The sequence below is a fragment of the Roseomonas genomospecies 6 genome (genome assembly GCF_008365375.1).
Lineage (GTDB): Bacteria > Pseudomonadota > Alphaproteobacteria > Azospirillales > Azospirillaceae > Azospirillum.
In genome coordinates this window covers 101,486-115,127 of record NZ_QOKW01000013.1, presented here as the reverse complement: position 1 = coordinate 115,127, position 13,642 = coordinate 101,486, and the positions used below count along the sequence as shown (strand labels likewise).

Annotated in this window: 14 protein-coding genes; 10 read left to right on the top strand and 4 right to left on the bottom strand. The window is 68.3% G+C overall.

Features of this window, described 5'->3' with window-relative positions; all coding sequences use genetic code 11:
- Nucleotides 1–118: 118 nt before the first annotated feature.
- Nucleotides 119–991 carry a branched-chain amino acid aminotransferase gene (locus DS843_RS17370; protein WP_149470122.1) on the bottom strand — a complete coding sequence of 291 codons (873 nt, stop codon included), beginning with the start codon at nt 989–991 and terminating at the stop codon, nt 119–121.
- A gap of 140 nt (nt 992–1,131) precedes the next feature.
- On the opposite strand from DS843_RS17370, the gene DS843_RS17365 reads away from it, so the two are divergent.
- Nucleotides 1,132–1,644, top strand: a complete 513-nt coding sequence (locus DS843_RS17365; RefSeq protein ID WP_145672527.1) for a MarR family winged helix-turn-helix transcriptional regulator — start codon at nt 1,132–1,134, stop codon at nt 1,642–1,644.
- 38 nt (nt 1,645–1,682) lie between these two features.
- Here the strand turns inward: DS843_RS17365 and DS843_RS17360 are convergent, their stop codons facing one another.
- Together DS843_RS17360 and DS843_RS17355 are read right to left on the bottom strand one after the other, a co-directional pair.
- The gene (locus DS843_RS17360) at nt 1,683–1,937 is read right to left on the bottom strand and encodes a hypothetical protein (protein ID WP_149470121.1); all 255 of its coding nucleotides are present in this window, start codon (nt 1,935–1,937) and stop codon (nt 1,683–1,685) included.
- 154 nt (nt 1,938–2,091) lie between these two features.
- Nucleotides 2,092–2,298, bottom strand: a complete 207-nt coding sequence (locus DS843_RS17355) for a cold-shock protein (RefSeq protein ID WP_149470120.1) — start codon at nt 2,296–2,298, stop codon at nt 2,092–2,094.
- 325 nt (nt 2,299–2,623) lie between these two features.
- Between DS843_RS17355 and DS843_RS17350 the strand changes: the two genes are divergently transcribed.
- The 4 genes from DS843_RS17350 to DS843_RS17335 are packed head-to-tail and all read left to right on the top strand — an operon-like array spanning nt 2,624 to nt 7,338.
- Nucleotides 2,624–4,798 (top strand): hybrid sensor histidine kinase/response regulator, encoded by a 2,175-nt coding sequence (locus DS843_RS17350; protein ID WP_149470119.1) that lies wholly within the window; start codon nt 2,624–2,626, stop codon nt 4,796–4,798.
- Nucleotides 4,799–4,848: 50 nt separating this feature from the next.
- Nucleotides 4,849–5,547, top strand: a complete 699-nt coding sequence (locus tag DS843_RS17345) for a response regulator (RefSeq protein WP_149470118.1) — start codon at nt 4,849–4,851, stop codon at nt 5,545–5,547.
- Nucleotides 5,548–5,573: 26 nt separating this feature from the next.
- Complete coding sequence (locus DS843_RS17340) at nt 5,574–6,935, top strand: ATP-binding protein (RefSeq protein WP_149470117.1); 1,362 nt, start codon at nt 5,574–5,576, stop codon at nt 6,933–6,935.
- Nucleotides 6,936–6,972: 37 nt separating this feature from the next.
- Entirely contained in the window at nt 6,973–7,338 is a 366-nt protein-coding gene (locus DS843_RS17335; protein ID WP_149470116.1) for an HNH endonuclease, read from the top strand.
- Nucleotides 7,339–7,360: 22 nt separating this feature from the next.
- On the opposite strand, the gene DS843_RS17330 is transcribed toward DS843_RS17335, so the two are convergent.
- Nucleotides 7,361–7,837, bottom strand: a complete 477-nt coding sequence (locus DS843_RS17330) for a helix-turn-helix domain-containing protein (RefSeq protein ID WP_353618361.1) — start codon at nt 7,835–7,837, stop codon at nt 7,361–7,363.
- Between the two features lie 587 nt (nt 7,838–8,424).
- Here DS843_RS17330 and fliF point away from each other — a divergent pair.
- The 5 genes from fliF to DS843_RS17305 all read left to right on the top strand — a co-directional run bounded on the left by fliF (nt 8,425) and on the right by DS843_RS17305 (nt 13,635).
- On the top strand, nt 8,425–10,089 hold the full coding sequence (gene fliF, locus DS843_RS17325; RefSeq protein ID WP_149470115.1) for a flagellar basal-body MS-ring/collar protein FliF: 1,665 nt from the start codon (nt 8,425–8,427) through the stop codon (nt 10,087–10,089).
- A 4-nt stretch (nt 10,090–10,093) separates the two neighbouring features.
- A complete protein-coding gene (locus tag DS843_RS17320; protein WP_149470114.1) occupies nt 10,094–10,867 on the top strand; it encodes a FliH/SctL family protein in 774 nt (257 codons plus the stop codon).
- A 50-nt stretch (nt 10,868–10,917) separates the two neighbouring features.
- A complete protein-coding gene (gene fliN / locus DS843_RS17315; RefSeq protein WP_149470113.1) occupies nt 10,918–11,247 on the top strand; it encodes a flagellar motor switch protein FliN in 330 nt (109 codons plus the stop codon).
- A 71-nt stretch (nt 11,248–11,318) separates the two neighbouring features.
- Nucleotides 11,319–12,110: a motility protein A gene (locus DS843_RS17310; RefSeq protein WP_286192152.1), complete on the top strand. Its 792-nt coding sequence runs from the start codon at nt 11,319–11,321 to the stop codon at nt 12,108–12,110.
- Nucleotide 12,111: 1 nt separating this feature from the next.
- Nucleotides 12,112–13,635, top strand: a complete 1,524-nt coding sequence (locus DS843_RS17305; RefSeq protein WP_149470111.1) for a sigma-54-dependent transcriptional regulator — start codon at nt 12,112–12,114, stop codon at nt 13,633–13,635.
- The last annotated feature ends 7 nt before the right edge of the window (nt 13,636–13,642 follow it).

Below are 13,642 nucleotides of genomic sequence, written 5' to 3'. Positions count from 1 at the left end.
CGGGAACCGAGTATATGGCCCACCCCACCCCCGCTGTCGAGCGTGGGCTTGTCCGGAGTGTTTGCTGACGCTTGCTCCCTCCCCCGCTGCGCAGGGGAGGGAGAGCGAAGGCTCCCTGTTACCCGCGCACCAGCGCGTCGTAGTCCTTCACCAGCGTCTCGCAGACGGGGCCCGGCGTGAAGCGGTAATCGCCGATCTGACCGACCGGGGTGACCTCCGCGGCGGTGCCGGTCAGGAAGACTTCCTGGGTGTTCGCCAGCTCTTCCGGCTGGATGTGGCGTTCGATCACCTCGATGCCGCGGGTCTTGGCGAGGTCGATCACCGTGCGGCGGGTGATGCCGTCCAGGAAGCAGTCGGGCTTCGGGGTGTGGATCTTGCCGTCCATCACCAGGAACAGGTTCGCCCCGGTCGCCTCGGCCAGATAGCCGCGGTAGTCGAGCATCAGCGCGTCCTGATAGCCCTCCGCCTCCGCCGCGTGCTTGGAGAGCGTGCAGATCATGTAGAGGCCCGCCGCCTTCGACGCGGTGGGGGCGGTGTCCGGGGCCGGGCGGCGCCAGGGCGCCCAGGTCAGCTTGATGCCGGCCATCTTGGCCTCGGGGCTGAAATAGCTCGGCCACTGCCAGACGGCGATGGCGACGTGGATGCGGCTGGACTGCGCGGCCACGCCCATCATCTCGCTGCCGCGCCACGCCACCGGGCGGACATAGGCGTCGGTGAAGCCCATCGCCTTCACCGTCTCGTTCGTCGCCGCGTCGATCTCCGCCACCGTATAGGGAAGCTCGAAGCCCAGGATGCGGGCGGAGGCGGCCAGACGCTCGCTGTGCTCGGTCAGCTTGAAGACCTTGCCGTTGTAGACGCGCTCGCCCTCGAACACGCAGCTCGCGTAATGCAGGCCGTGCGACAGGACGTGCAGATTCGCTTCGCGCCACGGCACCAGCGCGCCGTCGTACCAGATCACGCCGTCGCGGTCGTCGAAGGGAAGGATGGACATGGCGGTTCCTACCTCGGTCTTTGGCCCGTTGCTCGGGGCTTGGAATGGAATTGTCGAAAGCCGCCCTTGTTTCGCGGCCTTTGTTCGTTTATGTCTGTCTTATTGACCCATTTGTAACGAATCTCACAGATCACGTCAACATGGCTGACATAAAGGCGGGCGTGAACCAGCTTTTCCTGCGCGAAGAGGAACTTCGCACGGGCATGGAGCTGCTGTTCTACGCCTATCGGGAATTCACCGCGGAGCCGGACGAGATCCTGGCGCAGATCGGCTTCGGCCGGGCGCACCACCGCGTCATCTATTTCGTCGGGCGTTACCCGAGGATCACCGTGTCGGAGCTTCTGGCGATCCTGAAGATCACCAAGCAGAGCCTGTCGCGCGTTCTGGGGGAACTGGTCCGGCAGGAATTCATCCAGCAGCAGACGGGCGTGCGGGACCGGCGGCAGCGTCTGCTGGAACTGACCGAAAAGGGCGTGGAGCTGGAACGCCAGCTTTCCGAAACGCAGCGGCAGCGGATCGCCCGCGCCTACCGCATGGCCGGGGCGGAAGCCGTGGAGGGCTTCCGCAAGGTGATGCTGGGCATGATGGACGAGGAGGACCGGGTGAAGTTCGCGCCCCCGGTGCCGGCCCGGCTCGCCGCCGTGAAGCGGTAGGAACCGGGCCGGAAACCGGTCGTCACCCCCCGGTCAACTCAATCCTTGGCCGGAGTCGGGGCCGGTTCCGCGGCGGCGGGAGCCGCATCCGTCGGCGGGGTGCCGGCGGCGCCCTCCGCCCCGTCCTTGCCCGCGGCGTTCGCGGCGCCGCGGCGGCGGAAGGAGGTGCGCTTGTACACCACGCTGTCGGAGGACCCCGGCGGGCATTGAACGATTTTGCCCCCCTTCGCAAGAAACTCGCGGGTCATGGAGTCGAGATCATTCCGATCCGCGCTGCGGTTATCGGATGCCATGCATGCCTCCTGTGATCGTCATCGTGCCCCATGGCACCATCCGGGCGATCCCGGTGGTTCATGGAGCATGCGTTTCTTTTGTGAAGCGGCCGTTGCAGGATTGGGGGAAACCGACCCCTGAATGAGCGGCTCCGATAGGAATCGGAGCTGAAAATTACGCCTCCTTCAGGTTGGCCGCGGCGCTCTTGCCCTTCTTGGGATCGCGCTGGAGTTCGTAGGACAGCTTCTGGCCTTCATGAATGTTGATCCCCGAGCGTTCCACGGCGGAGATGTGGACGAACACGTCATCCGTGCCGTCGTCCGGCTGGATGAAGCCGTAGCCCTTGGTGGTGTTGAACCATTTCACGGTTCCAGTAGCCATCTGGTGGTTCCTTGAACGAGGTTGTCCACGGCGCTCCCGCCGCGGGTTCGCATCAAATCGCCGATGGGAAGGACCAGACGCAGCGACCTGCAAGCGGACCGTAGACCCAAAGAAATTCGACCCTTCCTACATGGGGATGGAAAGGCCCGGATGCAACCCGAGCCCTTCGCCCAAAGCCCTGCGCGCCCGATCCGTTCCGCGGCATTTGGCTCTTTCGGAAGAATGGACCCTGCCCTTCGGCGGAGTTGTCCAGGGCTTGTTGCTTAGCCCATAGTTTCGCCGCTTCGATTTTTTTGACTTGTATTTCCCTGAAGGAGCCGGAGGCATGCAGCGCGCCCATCTGGTGGCCGCTTTCCTGACCTTTGCCGCCCTGTGCGTCGGCGTGTCCACCATGTCGGCGTCGCGCGACCGCCACGTCACGCTGGAACAGGCCCTCCGCGAGTTCTCCGCCACCGCCCATCTCCTGGACGAGCACGCCAGCCGTGCCATCGAATCGGGAGACGCCCAATTGGGCCTGCTGCTGGACGCGCTCGAACGGTGGGACCGACGCGATCCCGCCGAAGGGCAGCGCATCCAGGCCGCCATGCGCGCCCGCACGGAACGCCTGCCCCAGATCGGCGGTGTCTGGGTGCTCGACGCGCAGGGCCGGCTGCTGCTGGACAGCGCGGAACACCCGGCCCCGCCGCGCGACCTGTCCGGACGGGATTACGCACAGGCCCATATGGCCGCCCGGCAGGGACCGCCGCCGGGCCTGCATGTCGGTTCCCGCCTGCGCGGTCCCAGCATCAGCCAGGAACGCTTCACCATCAGCCGCGCCCTGCGCGACGAGGAGGGAAACCTGCTGGCCATCGCGGTGGTGGGCATCCAGAGCGCCTACTTCTCACGGCTGTACGGCGAGGCCGGCTGGGGCGAGAATGCCCGGCTGGCCCTGTTCACCGGAGACCGGGAGAAGCTGGTGGAATGGCCGCCGGACAGCGCCGTCACCCCGCCCACCGCCGCCTGGCCCCAGCCCTGGGACCCGCCCGACAGCCCGGCGGTGGTCGAGGGCGCGCAGATCATCGCGGCGCGGATGCTGACCGGCCTGCCGGTCGTCGTGGTGGCAAGCCGCCCCCTGTCCGAAGTGCTGGCGCCCTGGCGGGAGCGCGCCCTGTGGACCGCGGCGATCAGCGGCGGCATCCTGGCCGGCGCGTCCCTGCTCTTCGTGCTCGCCTTGGGCGGCGCCCGGCGGGAGGAGATGGTCAGGGCCGAGCTGCTGCGCGCGAACCAGGGCCTGGACGAGCGCGTCCGGCTGCGCACGGCCGAGCTGGAACAGGCCCTGCGCAGCGCCGAGACGGCCAGCCTCGCCAAGATGAAGGTGCTGGCGACCGTCAGCCACGACCTGCGCCAGCCGTTGCAGGGGCTGGCCGCCTTCCATGAACTGCTGCTGAAGGAAGCGCCCAATCCGACGCTCCAGCAATTGGGCGCCATGGCCTCCGCCTCGCTCCAGGCGGGACAGCGGCTGCTCGACGATCTTCTGACCCTGTCGCGGCTGGAGGCCGGGGTGGTGCCGGTCAAGGTCGATGCCTTCCCCCTCGCTCCGCTGCTGGAACAGCTTGCCGCCGAGTTGCGGGCGGAGGCCGAGGGCAAGGGCCTGCGGCTGACCGTGGTGCCGACCGGCGCCTGGGTGCGCAGCGATCCCGCTCGGCTTCAGCCGATCTTGCGCAACCTGCTGTCCAACGCCGTCAAATACACGGCGGAAGGCGGTGTGGTGGTCGGGGCGCGTCCCCGCGGCGACACGGTGCGGGTGGAGGTCTGGGACAGCGGCCAGGGCATCGCCAAGGCCGAGCTGGGCACGATCTGGGAGGAGTTCTACCAGATCGGCAACCCTGCCCGCGACGGGTCGCGCGGCGCCGGCCTGGGCCTGTCCATCGTCGACCGCACGGCGCGCCTGCTCGGCCACCCGCTGGACGTCCGGTCGCGGGTCGGGCGCGGGTCCGTCTTCGCGGTCACCCTGCCGCGCGTGCCCGCCCCCGCCCGTCCGCAACCTTCCGCGGAGCCTCAAGCGGCATTGTCCCATATGGGTGCGGCCCAAGCGGAGGAACCGGCGCGCCCCGTCCGCCCCGCCGGGCGTCTTGCCGGACGGCAGGTGCTGGTGATCGAGGACGATCCCCTGCAGCGCAACTCCTTGACCTTGCTTCTGGAACAGGCCGGGGCCGGGGTGATGGCGGCGGACTGTTTCGATTCCGCCCTCGCCTCCGCCCAGGCGACGCTTCAGGCGCCCTCGGCGATTCTCAGCGATTACCGGCTGCCCGGCGGGACGGACGGGCTGGTCGGCATCCAGACCCTTCGCAGCGTTCTGGGGCGGGACGTTCCCGCGATCCTGCTGACCGGGGAACTGTCCGCCGACCTCGTGCGCGCCGCCAAGGCCGCGGGCTGCCTCGTGCTGACCAAACCCGCCCAGCCCAACCGCATCCTGTCCACCCTGGCGGAACTGACCGCGGGCGCCGACGCCGTGGCCTGACCGGCGCGCTTCCCTTGGTGCGTGGAGCGCGGTTGGGCTACAGTCGCGCCATGACCGAAGAAGACCAGCCCCATATCCTGGTTGTCGATGACGACACCCGCCTGCGCGAACTGCTGCGCAAGTATCTCGCCGGCAACGGCTTCCTGGTGAGCACCGCGAAGGACGCCGCGGAGGCGCGGGCCAAGCTGGCCGGGCTGGCCTTCGACCTGCTGGTGCTCGACATCATGATGCCGGGCGAGACCGGGCTGGAGCTGACCGAGTCGCTGCGGCGGGAACGCGACCTGCCCATCCTTCTGCTGACCGCGCGGGGCGAGCCGGACGACCGCATCGCCGGGCTGGAGGCCGGGGCCGACGACTACCTTGCCAAGCCCTTCAACCCGCGCGAACTCCTGCTCCGCATCAATTCGATCCTGCGCCGTCAGGCCAGCCGCCCGGCGGACCCGGCGCCGCCGCAGCCGGTGAAGCTCGGCCCGATGATCTATCTGCCCGACCGCGACGAGCTGCGGGCGGGCGAGGAGGTGATCCGCCTGACCACGGCGGAGGCCGGGCTGCTGCGCGTTCTGGCCGCCTCCCCCGGCACCATCTTCTCGCGCGAGGAGTTGACGGAGCGCAGCAAGGTCGCCGGCAACGCCCGCACCATCGACGTCCAGGTGACCCGCCTGCGCCGCAAGATCGAACCCGACCCGCGGGAGCCGCGCTACCTCCACACGGTGCGCGGCGAAGGCTACGTGTTGAGGCCGGACCCGTAACCGGGTACCGCCGGAGGACCAGGGACATGACCACCGACACCGCCGCCGGACCGATGCCGCTGCCGCGCCGGGAAAAGACGGGGCTGCTGAAGCGGTTCCTGCCCCGGACGCTGTTCGGGCGCTCGCTGCTCATCATCGTGACGCCGGTCATCCTGGCGCAGGCGGTGGCGACCTGGATCTTCTACGACCGGCATTGGGATACCATGACGAACCGGCTGGCCTTCGCGGTGGCCGGCGACATCGCCATGGTCATCGGTATGCTGGAGCACGACCCGACTCCGGAAGGCCGCAACTGGACGCTGGCCGCCACCGCCCGCAGCACCGACCTGATCGTGACGCTGGAACCCGGCAGCACCCTGCCCGAAAACCCGCCGAAACTGCGCGGCATGCTGGAGAACACGCTCAGCAAGGCGCTGCACGAACGGGTGCGGCGGCCCTTCGCCATCAACACCCGCATCACCCGCGAATGGTACGAGATCCGCGTGCAGATGCCCGACGGCGTGCTGTCGGTGATGTCGCCGGAACGCCGCCTGTTCAGCCCGACCAGCTACATCTTCATCCTGTGGATGGTCGGCTCGGCCCTGGTGCTGTTCACCGTCGCCATCATCTTCATGCGCAACCAGATCCGCCCCATCAAGCGGCTGGCCGCGGCGGCGGACGCGCTGGGCAAGGGCCGCGACGTGCGCAACTTCAAGCCGGAAGGCGCCACCGAGGTGCGTCAGGCCGCCGTCGCCTTCATGCGCATGCGCGAGCGCATCCAGCGCCAGATCACCCAGCGGACGGAGATGCTGGCCGGCGTCAGCCACGACCTGCGCACGCCGCTGACCCGCATGAAGCTGGCGCTGGACATGATGGGCGACGGGCCGGAGGTCGAGGAGCTTCTGACCGACGTCACCGAAATGGAAACGATGATCGAAGGCTATCTGGCCTTCGCCCGCGGCGAGGGGACGGAGGCCGTGCAGCCGACCGACCTGTCGCGCATCCTGAACGAGGTCGTGTCCGGCGTCCGCCGCGAGGGCGCGGAGGTTTCCCTGGTGGCGCCGGACGGGCTGACCATGCCCCTGCGTCCCAACGCCACCCGCCGCTGCCTCGCCAACCTTCTGTCCAACGCCCGGCGCCACGGCGACCGCATCTGGGTGCGGGCGGAACGGGAGGACGGCTTCATCGACATCCTGGTGGACGACGACGGGCCGGGCATTCCGCAGGCGTCCCGTGACGACGTGTTCAAGCCCTTCTTCCGCCTGGACAGCTCCCGCAACCAGGCGACGGGCGGGGCCGGGCTGGGGCTGACCATCGCCCGCGACGTCGCGCGCAGCCACGGCGGCGACATCACGCTCAGCGACAGCCCGTACGGTGGCCTGCGCGTGCTGATCCGCCTGCCGGTGTGAGTTTCCAGGTGTGAGTTTCGCAAGGGAGGCCGCCGCCATGACCGTCAGTCCGGACGAAACCCGTCTCATGGACGTGCTGCAAGGCGGGCGCTGCTTCTATTGCGGGGAACCGGTGGGGGCCAAGGCGACCTTCGACCATCTGATTCCGCTGGCCTACGGCGGCATCGACGAGGCACAGAACGTCGTGCTGGCGCATCGGCGGTGCAACCAGCGCAAGGCCGACCGCCTGCCCACGGCGGAGGAGATCGAACGATTCGTCACCCAGCGCCGCCGCAGCCGTCTGGGCATCTGGCCGCCCCTGCTGGCGCTTCTGGATGCGGAGCCCGGCGACGAATGGATGACCATCGCCAGCGCCATCGCCGGGGTGAGGGCCGGATCGGGGGCCGGATCGAGGCGGCCGTGACAGTGCTCCGGCTCGTCCGGGCTTACGCCTGTCCGACGTTCTGGCCGGCGCTGCGCCCGCGGCGTCCGCGCACGGCGGCCGGATCGATCTCCGCGACATCCTCGCCAAGGCCCGGACCGCCGGCGCTGTCCGCCTGGTTGGCGCAGCGCTCGGCAAGCTCCCGAATCGCCCCGCGGACCTGAGGATCGCGGATGTTCTGGAAGTAGCGGGCGAGCATGAGCGCCTCGCGGGAGCGCAGCGTGCCCTCCGTTTCCTCCGTCTGCGGCCCGGCGGTTCCCGCTTCCTGGGCGGCGTGACGCTCCTCCAGCCCTTCGAAGAAGACGGAGACCGGAACGCGGAAGAACTGCGCCAGCTTGAACAGCCGGCTGGCCGACACCCGGTTGAAACCACGCTCGTATTTTTGAAGCTGCTGGAACGTCAGCCCCAAAGCCGACGCAACATCGCTCTGGCTCAGCCCGGCGAGCATGCGCAATTCGCGCAGGCGCTGCCCGACGAACACATCGACCTCATTGAGGCCTTCCTTCTTTTCGCGTCCACGTTTTTTCACAGCGTTCCCCCATCTGTAAGGGTGGCAAAGCCCGCTGTCGCGCGAAGCAACATTCGGATTTGCGTTGGAAAGATTCCGACGTGCTTGTGCCACGATCTTTTTGGCATCTGCCAAGCGACCATTGCAACTCAGCTATGACGTCGGCGGTGCAAAGTCAACCACCGTTGCCGCATTTACTACCTACTTCCCAACAAGCCCTAGAAAGAGAATGGTTATATGCGCGAGCATTATTCCTTCTTTCGAGGTAATTTTAAATTGCTTGCGCTGATTACGTTCCGCCGCCTGCGCCTTTACGGCGAGACCGACTCCCTACCCTCACCCCGTGGGCGGCGCGGAAGCGTTGCAGGCGCGCATCGGTAGGCACATTTTGCCGGTCACTGGGCAATATCTGCCCAGGAATTAACACTCTCTTCATCAAGACGGCCCAGCATGCGCCACGAGGCAGAGCCCGGCGCGGTTTTTGCAAACTCGATTTTTTGCGTCTGCGAAATCAAGAACTTCCCGGGCAACCGCCGGGCCATCCGATCGGGGACCAGCGCGTGAACAACCTCCTGCAGACCTTGCGCAACCTGGGTCCCGCGCGCCTTGCCGCGATCGGCGGCGTCGGCCTGCTGATGATCGGATTCTTCGTCTATCTGATGACCCGCCTCTCCACCCCGGAGATGGAGCTTCTCTATTCGGAACTCCAGCCCACCGAGGCCGCGGCCATCGCCAAGAAGCTGGAGGAGGCGAAGGTCCCCTTCACGGTGGACAAGACCGGGACGAAGATCATGGTCGCCGCCGAGCATGTGGGACCGACCCGCATGAGGATGGCCGCCGCCGGCCTGCCGTCGGGCGGGTCCATCGGATACGAGCTGTTCGACAAGGGCGAGGGCTTCGGCGCCACCAGCTTCATGCAGAACATCAACCACCTGCGCGCCCTGGAAGGCGAGATGGCGCGCACGGTGCAGACCCTGAACGGCGTGCAGAACGCCCGCGTCCATCTGGTCCTGCCCAAGCGCGAGATGTTCGCGCGCCAGCAGAACCCGGCGACGGCCAGCATCTTCCTGAAGCTGCGCCCCGGCGCCCAACTGTCGCGCGAGAACATCCAGGCGATCCAGCACCTGATCGCCGCCTCCGTGCCGAACCTGGACCCCAGCCGCATCTCCATCGTGGACGACAAGGGCACGCTGCTCGCCCGCGGCACCGGCAACGACAGCGCGGACGCCATGCTGGCCTCGGCGGAGGAGAAGAAGGTCGCCTACGAGAGCCGCATCGCCCGCATCATCGAGGATCTGCTGGGCCGCACCGTCGGCTACGGCAAGGTGCGGGCGGAGGTGTCGGCGGACCTCGACTTCGACCGGATCACCACCCAGTCGGAAATCTTCGATCCGGAAAGCCAGGTCGTCCGCTCCACCCAGACGGTGACCGAGGCGAACGAGAGCAGCGACCGCGACCCGCTGTCGCCGGTCACCGTGGACCAGAACCTGCCGACCGCGCAGTCGGGCAACAACGCCGGCCCGATCTCGCAGAACAAGCAGAACCGCAGCGAAGAGACGATCAACTACGAGATCAGCCGCACCACCAAGAACCATGTCCGCGAGAGCGGGCAGGTGCGCCGCCTGTCGGTCGCGGTTCTGGTGGACGGCACCTACAGCCTGCCCAAGGACGGCAACCCGGCGGCCTACCAGCCGCGGTCGGAGCAGGAGCTGGAAAGCATCAAGGCGCTGGTCCGCTCCGCCGTCGGCCTGGACGCGGTGCGCGGCGACACGCTGGAAGTCGTCAACATGCGTTTCTGGTCGCCGGAAGACGACATCCAGAAGCCGGAGGAACTCTTTCTCGGCATGACCAAGGACGATCTGTTCCGCATCGCGGAGATGGTCGTGCTGGGCATCGTCGCCGTCCTCATCATCCTGCTGGTCATCCGCCCGCTGATCACCCGCGCCTTCGAGAAGGCCGACCAGCAGGAGGAGGACGACATGGACCGCCTGCTGGCCGACCAGAGCGGCATGCCCGCGGCGCTGGCGGCGCCGACCGGCGCGCTGGCCCAGGATCTGGCGCTGGAGGCCGCCCAGGCCGACGAGGAGCTGGAGCAGATGATCGACATCAACCGCGTCGAAGGCCGCGTCCGCGCCTCCTCGCTGCGCAAGGTGGGCGAGATCGTGGAGAAGCATCCGGAGGAAGCGGTGTCGATCCTGCGCAACTGGCTGTATCAGGAGAGCTGACGCGATGAGTTCGGTCCGCAAATTCCTGTTCGACGAGTCCTTCGACGTGGACGCCCCGCCGCGCAAGTCCTATCAGGCCGACGACGACTATTTCGACAGCATCCCCGAGCCGGACCCGCTGCCGGAGCCCGAACCGGAACCGGAGCCCGAACCGCCCCCGCCCGTGTTCGGGGAGGCCGATCTGGCCGCCGCCCGCGCCGAAGGCTATGCGGAGGGCGAGACCGCCGGCAAGTCGACGGGCTACGGCAAGGGCTTCGTGGACGGCAACAACGCCGGCCGCAAGGAGGGCTATGAGAACGCCCGGACCGAGATCGAGGCCACCGTCCAGGCCCGCATCGCCAACGCCCTGGAGACCATCGGCAACGGCGTGCAGCATCTCCTGAACGAGCATTACGCCACCAGCGCGCAGCGGGCCGACCAGCCCGTGCACATCGCGATGGCCATCGTCCGCAAGCTGATGCCGGAGCTGGCGCGGCGCGGCGGGCTGATGGAGGTGGAGGGGCTGGTGCGTTCCTGCCTGACCGACCTGATCGACGAGCCGCGCCTCGTGGTCCGGGTCGCCGACGACACGGTGGACGCGGTGCGCGAGCATCTGGACCAGGTGATCGGGGCGCGCGGCTTCGGCGCGAAGCTGATGGTCGTGGGCGACTCCGGCCTGGCGCCGGGAAGCTGCCGGATCGAATGGGCCGAAGGCGGGGTGGAACGCGACACCGCCGGCCTGCTCGCCCAGATCGAACGGCGCATGGCGGGCCTGCTGGAGGCTCCGCCGCCGGGCTGACGCCGGGGTGGCGGAAGGTTTTGAGGATTTAGGGGTTTCCGGAGATTTCGATGACCAAGGACAGCTTCTCCCTCGACGAGTTGGACAACGGCGGCCGCGGCGACGTCGCGGAGTACGAGACCGGCCTGGGTCCAGCCAAGGATCTGGAAGCGGTCTACGACATTCCCGTCCAGATCTCCGCCGTGCTCGGCAAATCGACCATGCAGGTCAGCCAGTTGCTGAAGCTCGGGCGCGGCGCGGTGGTGGAGTTGGACCGCAAGGTCGGCGAGGCCATCGACATCTACGTGAACAACCGTCTGGTCGCCCGCGGCGAGGTCGTGGTGGTGGAAGACCGGCTGGGCATAACCATGACCGAAATCATCAAGTCGGACCGCGGATGAGCCTCACACGAGACAGCGCTGAATCGTCCCGCCGGGGCGGGCGTTCCGCCCGGCCGCGGGGCGGGGTGGACGTGGCTACTCTGGTCGGTCTGTCCGCCGCCGCCGTGGTCATCTTCGTCGCCATGGCGTCGGGCGGGGCCTTGCGCGCCTTCATCGACCCGCCGTCGCTCATCATCGTGCTGGGCGGCACGCTGGCGGTCACCACCGCCTCCTTCTCGCTGGGCGACGTGGCCATCGCGTGGCGCGACGCCGGTGCGGTGCTGATCCACCGCACCCACGACCCGCGCGGGGTGGCCCGGCAGGTGCTCCTGCTGGCCGAGGCCGCCCGCCGCGCGCCGGAGACGCTGCGCAACGTCCTGCCGGAGTTGCGGCACGAGTCCTTCCTGCACCGCTCCGTCACGCTGGTGGCGGAGGGGCTGCCGCCCGACGACATCGAGCGGATGCTGATCGGCGAGGTCGAGGCGTCCGGCGCCGGCCGGGTCAAGAGCGCCGGCGTCCTGCGCCGCGCGTCGGAGGTGGCGCCGGCCATGGGCCTGATCGGCACGCTGGTCGGCCTCGTCCAGATGCTGGGCAGCCTGAACGACCCGTCCAGCATCGGCCCGGCCATGGCGCTGGCCCTGCTGACCACCTTCTACGGGGCGGTGCTGGGCAACGTCGCGCTGGCCCCGCTGGCCGCCAAGGTGGAGCGGGCGGCGGAGGAAGACGCGCTCGTCAAGACTCTCTACACCATCGGCGCGGTATCCATCGCGCGTCAGGAAAATCCGCGGCGTCTGGAGATGCTCCTGAACGCCGTTCTCCCGCCTGGAAAGCGGATTCAGTACTTCGACCGGGACTCCGACCGGGGTTCTCCGAGGGGAGCGTAAGATGCGTCTGCTGATCGTTGGAACGTTGGAAGGGTACATCACCGCCGCCGGCAAGATCGCCATGCAGCGCGGGGCGAAGGTGTCCCACACCGACAGCATCGAGGGAGCGCTCAACGCCCTGCGCGCGGCGGCGGGTGCCGACCTCGTGATGATCGACGTCAAACTCGACATCGCGACCTTCATCGAAAGCCTGAAGGCGGAGCGGATCACCATCCCGGTGGTGGCCTGCGGCATCGGCACCGACGCGGCGGCGGCGGTGAAGGCGATCCGCGCGGGTGCGAAGGAATACATCCCCCTGCCCCCCGACGCGGAGCTGATCGCCGCCGTCCTGGAAGCGGTGGCGGAGGAAAGCCACGCCATCGTCTGCCAGGACCCGGCCATGCTGGCGACCCTGCGGATGGCGGATCAGGTGGCGCCCAGCGACGCCTCGGTCCTCATCACGGGCGAGAGCGGCACCGGCAAGGAGCTGATGGCCCGCTACATCCACCGCAAGAGCCGGCGTTCCGACGCGCCGTTCGTCGCGGTGAACTGCGCGGCCATTCCGGAAAACCTGCTGGAATCGGAACTGTTCGGCCACGAGAAGGGCGCCTTCACCGGCGCCGTCGCGCGCCGGCTGGGCAAGTTCGAGGAGGCCAACGGCGGCACCCTGCTGCTGGACGAGCTGTCGGAGATGCACCCGCGCCTCCAGGCCAAGCTGCTGCGCGCCATCCAGGAGAAGGAGATCGACCGGATCGGCTCGTCCCAGCCGGTGAAGGTCAACGTGCGCCTGCTCGCCACCTCCAACCGCAACCTGGAGAACGAGGTCCGCAGCGGCAATTTCCGCGAGGACCTGTATTTCCGGCTGAACGTCTTCAGCGTCGCCATTCCGTCCTTGCGCGAGCGGCCCGCCGACATCCCGATGATCGCCGATCACTTCCTGAAGAAGTACGCGCAGGCCAACGGAGTGGGCGAGAAGCGGCTGTCGGACGACGCCATGACGATGCTGCGCAACCACCACTGGCGCGGCAACGTGCGCGAGCTGGAAAACACCATGCACCGCGCCGTCCTGCTCTCCAAATCGGAGACGGTCGGGCCGGAATCGATCCTGCTGACCAGCCAGATGCTGGCACCGGAAGGTTCGGCCCAGGCGTCGATCCCCACCAACTCGCCGGTCGCCAACCCCTTCGCCGGGCCGGGCGGCAGCGTCCCCGCGGCGCCGCGCGGCTACGCCCCGCCCCCCCAAGGCACTCCCGGCTATCCGACCTCCTACGCGCCGCCTCCGGGCCACGCCGCGGGGGCCGCGGCCTACGGCAACGCCGGTGCGGCGTCCGGCGCGCCAGCCGTGCAGGGCCTCGTCGGACGCACGGTGGCGGAGGTCGAGCGCGACCTGATCATCGGCACGCTCTCCCACTGCCTGGGCAACCGCACCCACGCGGCGAACATCCTCGGCATCTCCATCCGCACGCTGCGCAACAAGTTGAAGCAGTACAGCGAGGAGGGCGTGCCGGTGCCGCCGCCGGGTTCCGAGGAACGGGCGGCCATCTGATCCGCTG

Bases quoted from the DNA above. Each gene is read 5' to 3' on its own strand.
- DS843_RS17370 (WP_149470122.1), bottom strand. From the start codon at position 991: ATGTCCATCCTTCCCTTCGACGACCGCGACGGCGTGATCTGGTACGAC.
- DS843_RS17365 (WP_145672527.1), top strand. From the start codon at position 1,132: ATGGCTGACATAAAGGCGGGCGTGAACCAGCTTTTCCTGCGCGAAGAG.
- DS843_RS17360 (WP_149470121.1), bottom strand. From the start codon at position 1,937: ATGGCATCCGATAACCGCAGCGCGGATCGGAATGATCTCGACTCCATG.
- DS843_RS17355 (WP_149470120.1), bottom strand. From the start codon at position 2,298: ATGGCTACTGGAACCGTGAAATGGTTCAACACCACCAAGGGCTACGGC.
- DS843_RS17350 (WP_149470119.1), top strand. From the start codon at position 2,624: ATGCAGCGCGCCCATCTGGTGGCCGCTTTCCTGACCTTTGCCGCCCTG.
- DS843_RS17345 (WP_149470118.1), top strand. From the start codon at position 4,849: ATGACCGAAGAAGACCAGCCCCATATCCTGGTTGTCGATGACGACACC.
- DS843_RS17340 (WP_149470117.1), top strand. From the start codon at position 5,574: ATGACCACCGACACCGCCGCCGGACCGATGCCGCTGCCGCGCCGGGAA.
- DS843_RS17335 (WP_149470116.1), top strand. From the start codon at position 6,973: ATGACCGTCAGTCCGGACGAAACCCGTCTCATGGACGTGCTGCAAGGC.
- DS843_RS17320 (WP_149470114.1), top strand. From the start codon at position 10,094: ATGAGTTCGGTCCGCAAATTCCTGTTCGACGAGTCCTTCGACGTGGAC.
- fliN (WP_149470113.1), top strand. From the start codon at position 10,918: ATGACCAAGGACAGCTTCTCCCTCGACGAGTTGGACAACGGCGGCCGC.
- DS843_RS17305 (WP_149470111.1), top strand. From the start codon at position 12,112: ATGCGTCTGCTGATCGTTGGAACGTTGGAAGGGTACATCACCGCCGCC.